The organism is Thermogemmatispora argillosa (assembly GCF_059696725.1).
This window is the reverse complement of the sequence record NZ_AP019377.1, coordinates 520,922-536,684: the sequence shown is the minus strand read 5'-3', so window position 1 is coordinate 536,684 and position 15,763 is coordinate 520,922. Positions and strand designations below refer to the sequence as shown.

Below are 15,763 nucleotides of genomic sequence, written 5' to 3'. Positions count from 1 at the left end.
GGCCGGGCGGCGTTCGCGCCCCTGGCAGCTCGCGCAGGTCAGGGGCTGGGCCTGGGGCCTGGCCAGCGGTCAGGCGTCGGCAGCAGGCGCAGGATCTCCTCACACGCCTGATCCAGCTCAGGGGCCGCCTCGGCCAGCCCCCGCTGGCGCCAGTCCTCCCGCACGGCCTGCACCAGCGCCGGGACGGTCTCCAGCGGGCAGGCCAGCAGCCGCTCCAGTACACGGCGCTGGGCTTGGTGGGAGGCCACGCGATGGTGGTGGGCCAGCCAGGCACAGCTGGCGACGTAGTGCCGCATGGCCTCCTCCCATCGCCCCGCCGCGTAGGCCAGGTCCCCCAAGATCTCCTCCCCATACCCCAGCAGCCAGCGATCGCCTTCCTCTTCCGCAAGCGCGCGGGCCTCTTGCCAGGCCGCTTCCGCCTCTGCCTGCCGGCCCAGGTGCGCCAGGGCCCGCATCAGCTCGCACAAGCTCAGAGCGAGTTGCGCGCGATCCTGCACGTGGCGGGCATGCTCACAGGCCCGCTGGAGGCGCGCCACCGCCTCCGGCCAGCGAGCGTGCGCCGCCGCCGCTCGCCCCCGAGAGCACTGACTGGCGATCCAGACCTCCTCATCCAAGATCTCCCCAGCGCGGCCGGTCACCAGGGCCTCGGCCTGGCTGAACCAGGCGTCGGCCTCTTCACACTGGCCCTTGAGGAGGGCGAGCTGCCCCTGTCGGAGAGCGGTGGCTGCCAGGCCCTTGCGATCGTCCACCTGCGCGTAGCACTCCCAGGCCAGGCGCAGGTGCTGCTCCGCCTGGAGCAGGTCCCCGCTCTCCAGCAGGATGGGCACCAGCGTGCCATGGGAGAGGCCGACGGCGCGCTCATCCAGCTGCCCTTGTCGCCACAGCTCCTCTCGCACCCGCAACCCCAGCCAGCAATAGCGCCAGGCTGCTTCGAGGTGCCCTTGCAGGCGGTAGACATGCCCGATGCTATTGAGCAGATTGGCAGACCAGGCCAGGCTGCCCCGCTGCTGATGGTAGGCCAAGGACGCAGCGTAGGAGTGGAGCGCCTGCTCCCAGTGGCCGAGCCGGCGGGAGAGATAGCCGAGCTGCCCCTGCAGGGTGCTGGCCCGTTCCTCATTGCCTCGACGCTGGGCCAGCGCCAGGCACTGCTCAGACACCTGGATGGCCTCGCGCACCCGACCCTGTTGCAAGGCACAGCGGGCCTGCTCATAGAGCAGCGCTTCCTGCTGCTCGTCCTGCCAGGCCGGGTCGGCCTCCTGCCGCAGGTGTTCCAGCAGAGCCTGGGCCTGGGCAGGCCGCTCCTCCAGGCGCAGGAGGCGCACCTCCCAGAGACGGAGCTGCCAGCGCTGGGGCGGGGTCAGCAGCGGCTCGACCTCCCGCACCGTCTCTAGCAGGGCACGGGCCAGGCCGCGGCGCCCGCTCAGGCAGGCCCGCGAGAAGGGACGCTCGAACCAGTGCAGGCCCGCCTCGCGATCCAGTTCCAGGCGCTGCGCGAGCTGCTCCAGCAGGCTCGCCTGCCAGGCCGCTTCGGTTTCGGAGCGCGGGGGCGCCGGCTGGTCCTCGGCAGAGGCGGCGGCGAGGATCACGCGGCTGAGCGCGCGGCGGAAACGGCGATCGGGGTCCTGCGGCTCCCAGCCCGCCTGCACGAGCAGCCGCCGCAGCTCTGCCTGCAGCGCGACGCAGGCGGCCTCGTCCTGCGCTGCCTGCGGCGGGACACGCAGGCCACTGAGCCGCACCCCGGGGACCTGCCGGAGCGCGGCGACGAGCGTCCGGAGCGCGATGGGGGGGGCCTGCCTTTCCCCAGCTGAGAGCCGCGCCAGAAGGGCCGCCAGCCGGGTGAGCGGGATGCCTGGCAGGGCAGGCCCCGGCTGCCAGTGGGCCAGGACGAGTAGCCACCAGGCCAGCGGCCCCTCCAGGGTGTCCAGAGGGCTAAGCAGCCGGCTGGCGACGGCCTGGGGGGGCAGCCGCTGCAGCTCCTCCAGGGGGAGGCAACCCTGGGCGAGCTGGGTGCAGGCCAGCTGCACCAGGGTGGGCTGGCCCCCGGTGAGCTGGTGCAGGAGCGCGCTGGCCTGCTGCACCAGCGTGCTCGGGGCGCGCAGCCCTGCGGGGTCCAGGGCGCGCCGCAGGGCCTGCTGCACGTCCTGGGGCGTCCAGGGGGGAACGGCCAGCGGCCAGATCTCGTGCTGCCGTCCACACCAAAGCGGCTGCTGCCAGTCGGGGGACTGGCGGCTGACCAGCACGGTCTTGACGCGAGGCAGGCCGAAGCGCTCGGGGAAGCGCTCTCCTGGGGCAAGCACCAGCGTCTGCGGGCTGGGCTGCAGCAGGTCCAGGTGATCCACGACCACGAGCAGGGTGGGCCCCTGAGCGGGCAGGTGAGGCCGCAGGGCCGCGAGATCGCTGGCCAGAGCCGTCCACAGTCGCGTCCGGCTGTCCAGATCCAGCACCTGTCGCTGGACCCCAGGGGCCACCGGCGGCAGGCGCCCCTCCGCCTGCAGCTGCGCCCAGACCGTGTGGAAGCGCTCTGCGCGCCAGGCAGAGGCCGCTTCCAGGTGGGCCACCACCTGGCGGACCCACCGGAAGCGCTCCTGGGCGGCGGCGTCCAGCCCATCCAGCGACACGATGGGCAGCCGGGGGAAGCGCTGGCGGACCGTGGCCAGCACCTGTCGCAGCAGGGTACTCTTGCCGAAGCCGCCCCAGGCAGGGGCGCCCCCAGCCGCTGGGGGAGGCGCTGCCGGGGCATCGTGGAGCCAGACGATCCAGGGGCTGTCCGCCTGGGTCTGGGCCAGCCAGGCCTGGAGACGGGCCTGGAGCGCCCTGGAGGCGGCGGGCTGCACACTCGGGACAACGGGGGAGTCGGTCATGGCGTGTCTGTCTCCTCCTCTCGCGGTGCTGGCTCGGGTGGGGGGGACGCCTCGCCTGGGGGTGGCGGCGGTGTCCTCGGGGCTGCCTCCAGGGAGGCCAGACCGGCCTGCCAGGTCGCCGCGGCCGCCCCGAGCGTGGTCAGCAGCTCCTGATCCTGCCCGAGGGCCGCCACCGCCTGCTGCCGTGCTGCCGAGTCGCGCCAGGGCCAGGCGGCCAGCTCAGCGAGCAGCGCCTGGCTTTCCTGGACCCGGGCGGCAGGGGCAGCGAGCTGCAGCCGCGCGAGGCTCCACTCCAGCAGGGCCCCCACCCGCTCCTGGGGCTGCCCCTGCCGGGCGCGTCGGGACCAGAACTCGACCAGCCAGCGCTGGATCTCCTGCCAGCGGTCCGGGGCCTCGTCCTGCCAGAGCGCCTGCAGCAGGTGACGCAGCGGGGGTTCCATCCGGTAGCCGACGCGCACGCCCTCCTGCACCCAGCGGAAGGCCTGCGTGGCGGCCTTGAGGCGCTGGAGCCACCACAACGAGTGGAGCGGCTGGGCTGGGGCGAGCTCGGGCGCGAACTGCTCAACCAGCTCGTGCAGCAGCAGGGCGGTGAAGCGGTGCGGCACCGCGAGCAGCCGCAGCAGGGTCTCGGCGGCAGGTCGCTCCGCCGGGGGCAGCGCGCCCAAGACGCCCTGGCGGAGGACACGTTCGGTCAGCTGCTCCAGCAGCCGAACCCGATCCGCTGGCTGCCGGGGGTCAAGCGTCCCGTCGCGCAGGGCCTCGGCGAGGACGACCAGGGCCAGCGGATAGCCGTCGGCCCAGGCCAGAGCAAGGGCACGCGCCTCGGGCGCGAGGCGTGGGGCGACGGCCTCCAGCAGGGCCGCGCTGCCGGCCGCCTCCAGCGGGGGGAGGGTGAGGACCTGGCGAGACTGGGAGAGGAGCACCCACTCCCAGCTCCAGGAGAGGGGGCGGCCCGCAGTCAGGACCACGAGCAGGGGCGCCGGGCGCCCTTGGGGCGGCAGCAGGGCCATCAGCTGCTCCAGCTGGAAGGCGTCCGCCGGGTCGACGTCATCGAGCAGGAGCACGGCCCGCCCCTGCTGGCGCAGACAGGCCTCCACCTCCGGCCGCAGCGCGGCCAGGATGGCTGCCCCCGCCCCCGGGTCCTCGCCGGCCGCGGCCGTCGCCGGCAATGGCAGGCTCCGCCAGACGACCGGCAGCCCCAACGCCCGGGCCCGGTGCTCGACCTGGCGGAGCAGCGTCGTCTTGCCGCTGCCCGCCAGTCCGCAGAGTTCGATCACCCCCGCCGACGGGGCCTCCCCCGCCAGGCGCTGGAGCACAGCCTCCAGCTGGCCCCAGGCAGCGGGGTGCAGGATCAGCTCAGCAGGCATGGGGACCCTCCTCTCTCGCCTCCCCAGCAGGCGGGCTGGACAGGCGGTCCGCCGGCGTCTGCGCCGCCGCCTGGGCCGGGCTGCGGGAGGGCGGCTCGGCGTCCGACGAGCCTGGGACCCGGCCCCAGACGGTGAGCAACGGCCAGAGGGCACAGAAGTCGTCGGCCTGCATCTCGGCCACGGCCTGCTGGTAGAGGGTCGTCAGTTCCGCCCGCGTGGCCAGCCCCAGGCGTTCCACGAAGGGCAGGACCAGCTCCAGCCCAACGAGAAAGTCCTTGAAGACCGGGTAGTGCCTGGGGCTGTCCGCCGACCACTCGATGACCGTGGGCCGCAGGCGCACGTCGACGAAGCCGGCCTGGCGCACCAGGCGCGGCAGCACCGGTGTGATGCCGATGTGGTGCCCATCGGGGGAGCAGCTCTGGCCGGCCTGCCAGAGGGCCTGGCAGCCCAACGCCATGAGCCGCTCGAAGGCGGGACTGGTCGTCAGCGGCTCCTCCATCTCGGTCAGGCGCACGATGCCGCCGGGCCGGAGCAGGCGGCGGCACTCCGCCAGCAGCCGTGGCCAGGCCGCCGGCAGCATGAAGCTCCACAGGAGCCGCCCGTTGATGAGATCAAAGGAGTTGTCCGGGAAGGCCAGCGGCTCCATGACATCCATCACCTGGAAAGAGACGTTGGAGAGGCCGCGGGAGCGGGCCTGGGTGGTGGCATACTCGACGACACTGGGGCTCAGGTCGACGCCGATCAGGGTGGCGTGCGGGAAGCAGAAGGCCAGTTCGAGCAGCCAGCCGCCCGGGCCACAGGCCAGATCCAGCACACGGGCGGTCTCGGGCAGGCTGATCCCCTCCTCGGGCAAGAGGCCCCCCAGGGCCTCAGTGAGCAGGCGGTCCTGCTGCATCAGGCGGGCCAGCTCCCCGGCGTGCTCGGCATCCAGGATATAGGTCGAACGTCGGTGCTGCGGTGGGCGGATGGGGTCGGAGGGACCCTCCACAGAACGCATGGCTGTCTCCTTTCTGGAGTTGGAGTACCCCCCGCCGAGGGGGAGTCTGGGTCCGGGCGCTGATTAGCCCGGCGCAGGGGCCAGGCCGCCCCGACGGGCTGTAGCGGCAGACGGCCCTCCCGCTCGGCGGTGAGCACCTGCCGAATCAGGGTCGAATGCGACATGATCAAGAACGAGCGCGTGCTGCTCCAGCGTGGCCACCGGGAGCCCCTCCAGGCCGAGGACGCTGCTGTCCGGGCCGCTGGCCGGAGCCGACGATGGCCCCGGCTTTGCATCCGTCGGATCGCTCATAGAACGGCACGGTCAGCATGGGCTGGTTCCTCCCGCCTCGTCCTCGAGGCTGGCTACCTGTTCGAGCTGCTCCTGGAACTGCTCCAGGGCCCGCCTGACTCGCTGGCGCAGCCGGTCGGGGTAGGCCACGCCCGCCTGGGCCGCTCCTGGAGCCGTCCCGGCTGCCCGCGTCCGCTGTACCAGCGTCCCCAGCAGCAGCCGGCACTCATCCAGTCGGCAACGCGCCGTGCGGAGCAGGTGGGTCCAATGCATGCGCGCAGCCTCCCCGGCGAGAAGCCTCCTGCCCTCGACTGGACTCACGGTGGCACGCCGCTGCTCCCACTGGAGCCGCTCCTCCAGCTGCGCCAGGCCGCTGGTCGCCTGACGCAGCTGCTCCCTTGTCAGAGGCAACTCGTAGGTCCCCAGCACCTGGACCAGATCGCTCACCCACTGGGACCACACACGCCAGGGGGCCCTCTCTGATGGGGGGGGATCCAGCGGCTTCATCGGGGCCTCCTGGCTCCAGTGCGAGGGGCCACCTGCACCCTGCCCAGCGCCGGGGGATCGGGCTGCAGGCCCTGCGGGGTGCTCCGGCAGACCAGGCCGCCCGTGACCAGCCCCAGCGGCGCCGGCGGAGGGCTGGAGCGGGTCGAGCCGGTCATGGGGCACCTCCTGCCGGCGCTGGCTCGGCAGGCGGCGGGGGCGCCACGACCTGCAGGCCGAAGGGGGCCAACAACACCTGCCAGGCCCGCTCGGCTGGCAGGTGATTCAGATGGAGCAAGGCTTGCTCGATAGCTTGCCAGGCTTCCTGAATCTGCTCGCAGCTGATGGCTGCCTCCTCCAGATCAGGAAGGTCAGCCAGCGCAGCGGGAGCACCCTGCACGAGCAGCGCGGGTCCACGCATTGGCCGCCTCCTCCTGTCGACGTGTCAGAACGCGGCGCCGCCGGGCCCTGTGGACCCGCAGGCGCCGGGGGAGTCGAGAGCGGGCCAGGACCCGCCCGCCAGGGCAAGCCCTGGAACAGGAAGCCTTGGGGAAAACACGGAACCGCCGCATGGCAGCAGTCCCTCCTCCTTTCTCAGTGCGGGTTGATGGGTCACAGGGTTCTGGGGTCCCAGCCGAAGGCTGGGGCCAGGCGCTGCAGCTGCTGGCGCCAGCGCTCCTGCAGCGCCGGCTGCGTGCGGACGGCCTGCAGCACCTGCAGCAGGCAGCTCCACTCCTCGGGCGAGAGACTGAGCCAGCCCTGGCCGCCTGGCGGCGGCTCCAGCGCGTACAGCCGTCCCAGCAGCGCCTGGATCTGCCGCAGCCGCTCGTTGCGCTCGGGGGTGGGCAGCAGGTGCTGGAACGCCTCCTGGCGGTAGCCTGCTAACACCGCCCGCAGGGCGGCAAGCTGGTCCCGAGAAAGGATCAGCAGGGTCCGCCCAGGGTCGGCCGGCCCGTCCGAGGCCGAGGTGGCCTTCCCGAAGTGGAGGCGGGGAGCAGCCGGGTCGCCATCCGGATCGGGGTGGCTCATGGCTGAGGCCTCCTCCCGTAGGCGGCATGGAAGACGTAGCGGGCCTGCAGCCGCTCCCACTCCTGGGCGGCCTCCCGCAGCATGGTCTCGACGACCTCCGGCGGCGTGCTGGTGCGGGCGCAGTAGGCGTCTTTGAGGGCGTCGAGGCCGTGGAGCACATCCGTGAGCAAGAGCTGGCCGGCGGCGCCGGCCCAGCGGCCCAGGGGGACGGGGATGTCCTGGCTGGTGACGTCCACGCAGCCGGCCTGCTGGAGCAGCTCCCCCAGGCGGCGCAGGACCTCCATCTCAAAGCCGAGCTGGCGGCTGATGCCGACGAACCAGTCCAGCAGGCGCCGGGTGGCTGGCCCGGCGGGCTGGATGACATCGCTGAGTTCCAAGAGTTCGATCCAGCCGCCTGGCCGCGTCACGCGCACCAGTTCCTGGACAACGCCAGGCCAGGAGCGGGCGGGAATGGCGGCCACCAGCAGGCGCTGATGGGTATAGGTGAACTGGCCATCGGGGAAGGGCAGCCCCTCCAGCACGTTGGCGCGCACGAAGAGGCAGGTGGGCGGCACCGGCTGCGGCAGAGACTGCAAGGAGACGTCGACGCCGACGATGAGAGCGTGGGGGAAGAGGGCGTGCATCTCGAAGGCCCAGATGCCGGTGCCGGTGCCGACGTCCAGGATGGTGCGGGTGCTCTCCGCGGTGAGCGGGGCCAGGTAATGGTTACTCAGGGTCCGGTACAAGGCGTGATGCTGGTAGTTGAGCCGCTGGTCTTCCAGCGGGTCTTTGGGTAACAGATAGGGCACGTCTTCCAGGTAGTGGCGCTGGCGCACCGAGGGCCGCCCCGGCTCGGGGGCCGTGCCCGCCGCGGCCTGGCTGGCGGCGCACGCCGCGGAAGCCGCCTGAACCCCGGGCCGGCGGCGAGCGAAGAGACGACGCAACAAGGCCATACTCGTCCTCCCATCAGGAAGATACAGACAACCGCGTATCAGGAGGAGCAGCATGCTCGGCGCTCTCGCTGTGGCTCATGGGCCGAGAGGCCTCCTGTGCTCGTTCGCCTGGGGCAGCCCTCTCGGCCTGCCCCTGCTGCGGGCGGCAACGCGGACAGGGCAGCAGGGGCAGGGGAGATCCCCTCAGCGGTTGGACAGCGGTTGCCATCCGTTCACGCTCCTTCCTCTCATCGGGCCTCCTACCCTCTGGATGAGCGCCGTGCGGGCTGAGTCATCGGCGCCTCCCACCGCCGCGGGGCGGCGCAGCGTGTGGCCCGACGTTCCTCCCGAGCGTACCAGCAGGAGCTGGCGAATCTCGGGAGAATCAGGGGTGATTGATGGGAGAGAGCAGGGAGATCGTGAGGAGAGAGGGTGAGGAAGAGCATCCTGTGCAGAGCACAGGCTCAGCCAGGTCCCCGGGAAAGCCGCTGAGCACGGGAGCTTCTCTGCTGAATCAACTGGCCACCTGGCTCACCCATGCCTGGCTGGCGAGCACCAGCGGCGAGGGAAAGGAGAATCCTGCGCTGCCGGACCCGTGCGCTGATGATCAGCCGCAACCGAGGAGCAGGCAGGCCTCTGCAGGGCACGCCGCCCGCTCCCAAAGCCCCCTGAAGAGAGCGCTTGTTCGCGTCTGTGGCCTCCAGGTCGGGCGAGCGCGCCCCGGCCCGGTTACTGCTGCGTCGAGGACGCTGAGGGTGATGAGGCATTCCTGGCAGCCAGCAGGTGATCCAGACGTTGCAGGATGACCGACGGAGGGACCTCATTCTTGGGGGGATAGGTCTCGGGTTCGTAGAGCACCGCGACCCCATAGGATCGCAGCCGCTCCAGGCTCTGCGGGAAAGCCGGATGCGTGTCGAGCCCGGAATGCGTGCGCACGCAGGGCACTGCGACAATCGGGATGTGCAGGCCGGTATACTCGCAGAGTATCCCCAGCGCCAGGGTATCGCTGATCCCCAGGGCCCACTTGTTGATCGTGTTGAAGGTCGCGGGGAACACCACAATGGCATCTGCGCGTGGCAGCACATCGGGTTCATCGGGGTGCTTGTATTCGCTGCGGACAGGATAGCCGGTGAGCTGCTCCAGGAGGGGACGATGGACAAACTTCACCGCCTGAGGGGTGACGATGACGCAGACCGTCCACCCTTCTGCCTGGGCGGCACGGACCAGATCAGCCACATGCTCCGCGGCTCCGCTGGCACAAGAGATAATGTAGAGGACTCCCCGTTGTTGCGCATCCATCTTCAGCCTCCTCTTTCAGCGACGAGCTGGATGGCTTCCTCTAGCTCCGTCACAAGGGGAGCCTTTTGCCAGAGTGCCCAATCTTGACGCAGTTGGAGCAATCGTTGCAGCTTAATCCTCGAAGGTTTTTGCTGCAGAGACTCGATGGCCTGGAGCACATAGGGGTGAGCTGCCTCAAGCTCATGAGCTTGCACGTAGGCTCTGGCGAGGTCGATCAGGAGAGTGACCCGTACTCTTGGATTCTCCTGCAAGGGCAAACCCAGGCCTGCTTCTAGCGCCTGTCGGGCCCGCTGAAGCATCGCCTGATCCGTGCCGCGAGCAAGTTCAAGGAAACAAGCTCCTCGGAAACCAGCAGCCAGCGAGGCATCTAGTCCAGTCCACAAGCTTTCCCGTTCAAAGGAGGGCTGATCAGCAAGCACAGCGTCTTCAGCCTCGCTGAGTGCCTGGAGAGAACGCTGGTCTTGCTGTAAACGCGCAGCAATTTCCGCCTCAATCAGCGCCAGCCAGGTGGTCAGGAGGCCCTTCTGCTGCCGAACCAGCTGACGTGCCCGCTCGATGCTCTGTGATGCAGCAAGCGGCTGCCCATCGTAGGTCCAGGCAAAACTATGTCGAGCCCAGGCAACTGCCTCCAGCACGGGGTCATGTGCTTCGTGAGCGGCAGAGACGGCAAGCAGACAATAGGAGCGAGCGTGGTCTTGAAGACCCTGGTCGTGATAGAGGTGACCAGCCAGCATGGCGGCACTTCCCGCCAAGGCACAGAGGCGCTGACGGTTTGTCGGCAACAATGGCCCGCTCAGCAGCTCTGTAATAATCTGAAGATCTGAAAGCGTGAGATGAAGGAGGTCCCTGGTGGGAAGACCGAAACAGCGCATTACAAGCCAGTAACTATCCAGCCGTTGCGTGAGATACTGGAGCGTACGCCCATCCAGGCATGAGGGCTTCTGAAGAACGAAGGCTAATCGTTCCAGCACCTCGCTGGCGAAGGCTGGACTAAACTCAGGGAGAGCCAGCAGGCCCAGGCCTTCTAGCGTTGTCTGAAGCAGTTGGCGACGTTGACGATCCGTAGCAGTACTCCAATGCAGGGTCTTCATGTCTAGTATACCCTGATTGGGGCCGGAAAGGAAGCCTGGCAGGGGACTTGCTGGTCTTGGACTGGGAGATGGTTGACTCTCCGTCAGCCCGGCGGCGTGCAACACCCGTTCAATCGCCTGCACGCTCTGCTCATCGAGGGAGTCCCCTGTCCGGGCCAGCAGGTGCCTCCAATCCCGATAGCAGCGCCGGGCCTCCTGTCTTCTTCCCTGGCGCAACAGCACCGTCACCAGCCGGGCTACCACCTCCCCATCGGTCGGGTCTTCTTCCCACAGCTCGGTGAGCACCGCTTCGGCCTCGGGCCAGCGGCCCTGCTGCTCATAGATCTCGCTGAGCCACCAGCGTGCCCGGTAGCAGGCGCGCTCATGCGTCGCGCGGCGGGCCAGGACCCAGTCTCCTTCTTCCCCCTCCAGGAACGTTCCTCGCTGCCAATAGCGGACTGCTTCCTCTAGCAAGCGCTCGACGGCGAGGGGATCGCCCGTACGCTGGCACGCTTCCGCCTGCTGGAGGAGCTGGAGCGCCTCCTCGGCGTCGACCCAGAGCAGGGCTTGGCCGGGCAGCCGATAGCCGTGTCCCTCGCTGAGGCTTTCCAGCAGGCTGGAGGCTCCAGGGGGCTGCAGCACTTTGCGCAGCTTGGTGGTCGCCGTATGGAGGGCGCTGGCGGCCTGGTCGGGAGCCGCGTCGGGCCAGAGCCAGGCCAGCAGGCGCTCGCGATGGGCCTGGCGTCTGGGACAGCACAGCAGGGCCTTGAGAAGCTGCCGAGGGTAGGCACTGCCGCCCCAGGCACTGAGGGGGAGCGGTTCATAGGTCGCTGCCTGACGTCGTTCGAGGCAGAGAGGGCCGCAGAGCCACACGCGAAAGAGGGGGCCTGTTTCCAAGGCACAGGATGTGCTCTCCATCACACACACCTCAGCTCGCCGCTTGCTTGTTTTGTCATAGTGTGTCAAGCGAGAGGAAGAGAGACGACAAGATCACACTCCTGCCTCAGGAGTATACAGTAACCGTGCATGAAAGGCAAGAAGGAAGAGAGGCCGAGCCAGGCGCTCCTCTGTCGAAGGCCCCGATGCCGGTGCCGGTGCCGACGTCCAGCATGGTGCGGGTGCTCTCAGGCGAGAGTGGGGCCAGATAATGGTTACTCAGGGTCCGGTAGAGGGCGTGATGCTGGTAGTTGAGCCGCTGGTCTTCCAGGGGGTCTTTGGGTAACAGATACGGCACGTCCTCTAGATAGTGGCGCTGGCGCACCGAGGGCCGCCCCGGCTCGGGGGCCGTGCCCGCCGCGGCCTGGCTGGCGGCGCACGCCGCGGAAGCCGCCTGAACCCCGGGCCGGCGGCGAGCGAAGAGACGACGCAACAAGGCCATACTCGTCCTCCCATCAGGAAGATACAGACAACCGCGTATCAGGAGGAGCAGCATGCTCGGCGCTCTCGCTGTGGCTCATGGGCCGAGAGGCCCCCTGTGCTCGTTCGCCTGGGGCAGCCCTCTCGGCCTGCCCCTGCTGCGGGCGGCAACGCGGACAGGGCAGCAGGGGCAGGGGAGATCCCCTCAGCGGTTGGACAGCGGTTGCCATCCGTTCACGCTCCTTCCTCTCATCGGGCCTCCTACCCTCTGGATGAGCGCCGTGCGGGCTGAGTCATCGGCGCCTCCCACCGCCGCGGGGCGGCGCAGCGTGTGGCCCGACGTTCCTCCCGAGCGTACCAGCAGGAGCTGGCGAATCTCGGGAGAATCAGGGGTGATTGATGGGAGAGAGCAGGGAGATCGTGAGGAGAGAGGGTGAGGAAGAGCATCCTGTGCAGAGCACAGGCTCAGCCAGGTCCCCGGGAAAGCCGCTGAGCACGGGAGCTTCTCTGCTGAATCAACTGGCCACCTGGCTCACCCATGCCTGGCTGGCGAGCACCAGCGGCGAGGGAAAGGAGAATCCTGCGCTGCCGGACCCGTGCGCTGATGATCAGCCGCAACCGAGGAGCAGGCAGGCCTCTGCAGGGCACGCCGCCCGCTCCCAAAGCCCCCTGAAGAGAGCGCTTGTTCGCGTCTGTGGCCTCCAGGTCGGGCGAGCGCGCCCCGGCCCGGTTACTGCTGCGTCGAGGACGCTGAGGGTGATGAGGCATTCCTGGCAGCCAGCAGGTGATCCAGACGTTGCAGGATGACCGACGGAGGGACCTCATTCTTGGGGGGATAGGTCTCGGGTTCGTAGAGCACCGCGACCCCATAGGATCGCAGCCGCTCCAGGCTCTGCGGGAAAGCCGGATGCGTGTCGAGCCCGGAATGCGTGCGCACGCAGGGCACTGCGACAATCGGGATGTGCAGGCCGGTATATTCGCAGAGTATCCCCAGCGCCAGGGTATCGCTGATCCCCAGGGCCCACTTGTTGATCGTGTTGAAGGTCGCGGGGAACACCACAATGGCATCTGCGCGTGGCAGCACATCGGGTTCATCGGGGTGCTTGTATTCGCTGCGGACAGGATAGCCGGTGAGCTGCTCCAGGAGGGGACGATGGACAAACTTCACCGCCTGAGGGGTGACGATGACGCAGACCGTCCACCCTTCTGCCTGGGCGGCACGGACCAGATCAGCCACATGCTCCGCGGCTCCGCTGGCACAAGAGATAATGTAGAGGACTCCCCGTTGTTGCGCATCCATCTTCAGCCTCCTCTCTAGCGCCACACTGGGCCGCGCTGGAACACCGAAGGCTGCTGCTGGCCTCCATCGACAGCAATCACCGCCCCATTGATCCAACTCGCTGCTGGAGATGCCACAAACACCACGACGCGAGCCACCTCCTCGGGCGTACCGAGTCGCCCAAACGGGAACTCCTCTTGCGCGAAGCGCGCGAACGCTTCGGGATGACGCGCTTGAAAGCGTTCCCAACCTCCTCCGGCGAACAGGATCGACCCAGGGCAAATGGTATTGACACGAATGCGCAAGGGCGCCAGTTCCAGCGCCAGTGCCTGACTAAGAAAGACCTCTGCCGCCTTGGCTGTGCCATACTGCACGGATGGAGACGGCTTCCTTCCTGAAATCGAGGAAATAATCACGATGGCACTCTCTGACTGCTGCTGCAGGGCAGGAATGGCTGCTCGAATCACCCGGACCGCATGCAAGAGATTCACATCAAGGGTGGCCAGCCATTCTTCATCGCGGGAATGGAGCAGCCCTTTGCCGCCTGATCCGCCGACGTTGCAAATGACGCAGTCCAGCCGTCCCAGTGCTGCAACGCTGGCCTGGACAAAGCGCTCCACCTCATCGAGACGAGTCACATCGGCCACCTGGCCGAAGGCGCGAATGGGGTAGGAACGCAATTCCTCAAGCGTGCGCCGCAAATCCGGCTCTCCCCGCGCACAGCAGGCGACGTGTGCTCCTTCCTGGGCAAAGGTCAAGGCACAGGCGCGCCCGATCCCTCGACTGCCTCCCGTGATGAGGACCCCTTTCCCTGTTAAGCCCAGATCCATCGATCTCCCCTCCTCTGCCGTGGTCTGGCTAGCCCACGTGACCGAGAAGAGCAGCTCCCTCTCGCCACGTGCTCCACCAACGCTGGACACACGCTTCTCCAGACCAATGGCTCAAGACAGGTAATAACCGCTGCAGTCGCGTGAGAACGCAAGAAGAACGGACTTCCAGAAGCAACAGCAGTGCTTCCTCTCCTGCCGCGCAAGCCATATCGATCTCTCCTTGGTACGCGCGAGCCAGCGCGAGATCTGCGGAGAAAATCGCCTGTTGTCGCCTTGAAGGGGCAGCGAGCTGTTTCGCGCGTTCTAGCGCCTCTGCTGCCAACGCAGGCTCGCCAAGCGTGAGCAAGCAGGCACCCTTAAAGCCCCAGAGTAATGCCGGGTTGACGGCAGTCCAGAAAGGGTCAGAAGCCTCGTGCAGATCCAGGTTTTCAGCCTGGTCCAGAGCTGTAAGGCAGCGTTGTTTCTGCTGCAGCCTGGCATATGCTTCTGCCTCGTGAAGAGCGATCCAGGCTTGCAGCTTCTGATCAAGCTGGGCAGACTTGGAGGAATAAAGGTGACGCGCTTCACTCAGGAGTGAGAGGGCCATTTGGGGATGCTGCTCGTGCAGATCGCCACCGATCCGGGCAATGACCAGACTTTCGAGTGGAGAAGATACTGCATCACGAGCGTAGGAAAGCGCCTCCTGATAAGCGTGTACAGCCAAGGAAGCACCTGTTTGATCCAGGGCGATCCTGCCGGTGAGCAGGCAAACGCCGCTCAGAAAGGCGCTGGCACGCTGCCGGAGTAGGTCGGAGTGGGCCTGATGCAGTAAGAGCTGCCCGGCTTGCAGGAGGCCTTGGACAATGGGCTGGAGATTGGTCGAGGCCATGTGGTAATAGAAGAGCGACCACACCTTTTGAAGCATGCTGTCCAAAACCTGGAACAGTTCTTCACTGAGGGAATGAACGTGTTCCTCGAAGAGAGAAGTTGAACCAATCCCTGGGAGAGCCAGCAGGCCCAGGCCTTCTAGCGTTGTCTGAAGCAGTTGGCGACGTTGACGATCCGTAGCAGTACTCCAATGCAGGGTCTTCATGTCTAGTATACCCTGATTGGGGCCGGAAAGGAAGCCTGGCAGGGGACTTGCTGGTCTTGGACTGGGAGATGGTTGACTCTCCGTCAGCCCGGCGGCGTGCAACACCCGTTCAATCGCCTGCGCGCTCTGCTCATCGAGGGAGTCCCCTGTCCGGGCCAGCAGGTGTCTCCAATCCCGATAGCAGCGCCGGGCCTCCTGTCTTCTTCCCTGGCGCAACAGCACCGTCACCAGCCGGGCTACCACCTCCCCATCGGTCGGGTCTTCTTCCCACAGCTCGGTGAGCACTGCTTCGGCCTCGGGCCAGCGGCCCTGCTGCTCATAGATCTCGCTGAGCCACCAGCGTGCCCGGTAGCAGGCGCGCTCATGCGTCGCGCGGCGGGCCAGGACCCAGTCTCCTTCTTCCCCCTCCAGGAACGTTCCTCGCTGCCAATAGCGGACTGCTTCCTCTAGCAAGCGCTCGACGGCGAGGGGATCGCCCGTACGCTGGCACGCTTCCGCCTGCTGGAGGAGCTGGAGCGCCTCCTCGGCGTCGACCCAGAGCAGGGCTTGGCCGGGCAGCCGATAGCCGTGTCCCTCGCTGAGGCTTTCCAGCAGGCTGGAGGCTCCAGGGGGCTGCAGCACTTTGCGCAGCTTGGTGGTCGCCGTATGGAGGGCGCTGGCGGCCTGGTCGGGAGCCGCGTCGGGCCAGAGCCAGGCCAGCAGGCGCTCGCGATGGGCCTGGCGTCTGGGACAGCACAGCAGGGCCTTGAGAAGCTGCCGAGGGTAGGCACTGCCGCCCCAGGCACTGAGGGGGAGCGGTTCATAGGTCGCTGCCTGACGTCGTTCGAGGCAGAGAGGGCCGCAGAGCCACACGCGAAAGAGGGGGCCTGTTTCCAAGGCACAGGATGTGCTCTCCATCACACACACCTCAGCTCGCCGCTTGCTTGTTTTGTCATAGTG

15 protein-coding genes are annotated in these 15,763 nt (G+C 68.0%); all 15 read right to left on the bottom strand.

The window, feature by feature from the left end; all coding sequences use genetic code 11:
* Positions 1-38: 38 nt before the first annotated feature.
* Positions 39-2,861, bottom strand: coding sequence for a hypothetical protein (locus AC6H1L_RS02250; RefSeq protein ID WP_497599929.1), 2,823 nt, complete (start codon positions 2,859-2,861; stop codon positions 39-41).
* Positions 2,858-4,228 carry an AAA family ATPase gene (locus AC6H1L_RS02245; RefSeq protein WP_497601492.1) on the bottom strand — a complete coding sequence of 457 codons (1,371 nt, stop codon included), beginning with the start codon at positions 4,226-4,228 and terminating at the stop codon, positions 2,858-2,860. Before AC6H1L_RS02245 ends, AC6H1L_RS02250 begins: the two co-directional genes overlap by 4 nt.
* Positions 4,218-5,225 carry a class I SAM-dependent methyltransferase gene (locus tag AC6H1L_RS02240; protein WP_497599928.1) on the bottom strand — a complete coding sequence of 336 codons (1,008 nt, stop codon included), beginning with the start codon at positions 5,223-5,225 and terminating at the stop codon, positions 4,218-4,220. Before AC6H1L_RS02240 ends, AC6H1L_RS02245 begins: the two co-directional genes overlap by 11 nt.
* A 63-nt stretch (positions 5,226-5,288) precedes the next feature.
* Positions 5,289-5,516, bottom strand: a complete 228-nt coding sequence (locus tag AC6H1L_RS02235; protein WP_497599927.1) for a hypothetical protein — start codon at positions 5,514-5,516, stop codon at positions 5,289-5,291.
* A 12-nt stretch (positions 5,517-5,528) separates the two neighbouring features.
* The gene (locus tag AC6H1L_RS02230) at positions 5,529-6,002 is read right to left on the bottom strand and encodes a hypothetical protein (protein ID WP_497599926.1); all 474 of its coding nucleotides are present in this window, start codon (positions 6,000-6,002) and stop codon (positions 5,529-5,531) included.
* Positions 5,999-6,157, bottom strand: coding sequence for a hypothetical protein (locus AC6H1L_RS02225; protein ID WP_497599925.1), 159 nt, complete (start codon positions 6,155-6,157; stop codon positions 5,999-6,001). The genes AC6H1L_RS02230 and AC6H1L_RS02225 overlap by 4 nt, the downstream gene beginning before the upstream one ends.
* Positions 6,154-6,399 carry a hypothetical protein gene (locus AC6H1L_RS02220; RefSeq protein ID WP_497599924.1) on the bottom strand — a complete coding sequence of 82 codons (246 nt, stop codon included), beginning with the start codon at positions 6,397-6,399 and terminating at the stop codon, positions 6,154-6,156. The genes AC6H1L_RS02225 and AC6H1L_RS02220 overlap by 4 nt, the downstream gene beginning before the upstream one ends.
* Positions 6,400-6,590: 191 nt before the next feature.
* The gene (locus AC6H1L_RS02215; RefSeq protein ID WP_497599923.1) at positions 6,591-7,007 is read right to left on the bottom strand and encodes a hypothetical protein; all 417 of its coding nucleotides are present in this window, start codon (positions 7,005-7,007) and stop codon (positions 6,591-6,593) included.
* Positions 7,004-7,939 carry a class I SAM-dependent methyltransferase gene (locus AC6H1L_RS02210; RefSeq protein ID WP_497599922.1) on the bottom strand — a complete coding sequence of 312 codons (936 nt, stop codon included), beginning with the start codon at positions 7,937-7,939 and terminating at the stop codon, positions 7,004-7,006. The genes AC6H1L_RS02215 and AC6H1L_RS02210 overlap by 4 nt, the downstream gene beginning before the upstream one ends.
* 708 nt (positions 7,940-8,647) lie before the next feature.
* Positions 8,648-9,217, bottom strand: coding sequence for a flavoprotein (locus AC6H1L_RS02205; RefSeq protein WP_497599919.1), 570 nt, complete (start codon positions 9,215-9,217; stop codon positions 8,648-8,650).
* A 2-nt stretch (positions 9,218-9,219) separates the two neighbouring features.
* On the bottom strand, positions 9,220-11,205 hold the full coding sequence (locus tag AC6H1L_RS02200) for an AfsR/SARP family transcriptional regulator (RefSeq protein WP_497599921.1): 1,986 nt from the start codon (positions 11,203-11,205) through the stop codon (positions 9,220-9,222).
* Between the two features lie 85 nt (positions 11,206-11,290).
* A complete protein-coding gene (locus AC6H1L_RS02195) occupies positions 11,291-11,665 on the bottom strand; it encodes a hypothetical protein (protein ID WP_497599920.1) in 375 nt (124 codons plus the stop codon).
* 708 nt (positions 11,666-12,373) lie between these two features.
* A complete protein-coding gene (locus tag AC6H1L_RS02190) occupies positions 12,374-12,943 on the bottom strand; it encodes a flavoprotein (RefSeq protein ID WP_497599919.1) in 570 nt (189 codons plus the stop codon).
* Between the two features lie 14 nt (positions 12,944-12,957).
* Positions 12,958-13,752 carry an SDR family NAD(P)-dependent oxidoreductase gene (locus tag AC6H1L_RS02185; RefSeq protein ID WP_497599918.1) on the bottom strand — a complete coding sequence of 265 codons (795 nt, stop codon included), beginning with the start codon at positions 13,750-13,752 and terminating at the stop codon, positions 12,958-12,960.
* A gap of 28 nt (positions 13,753-13,780) precedes the next feature.
* Complete coding sequence (locus tag AC6H1L_RS02180) at positions 13,781-15,721, bottom strand: AfsR/SARP family transcriptional regulator (RefSeq protein ID WP_497599917.1); 1,941 nt, start codon at positions 15,719-15,721, stop codon at positions 13,781-13,783.
* Positions 15,722-15,763 lie beyond the last annotated feature (42 nt).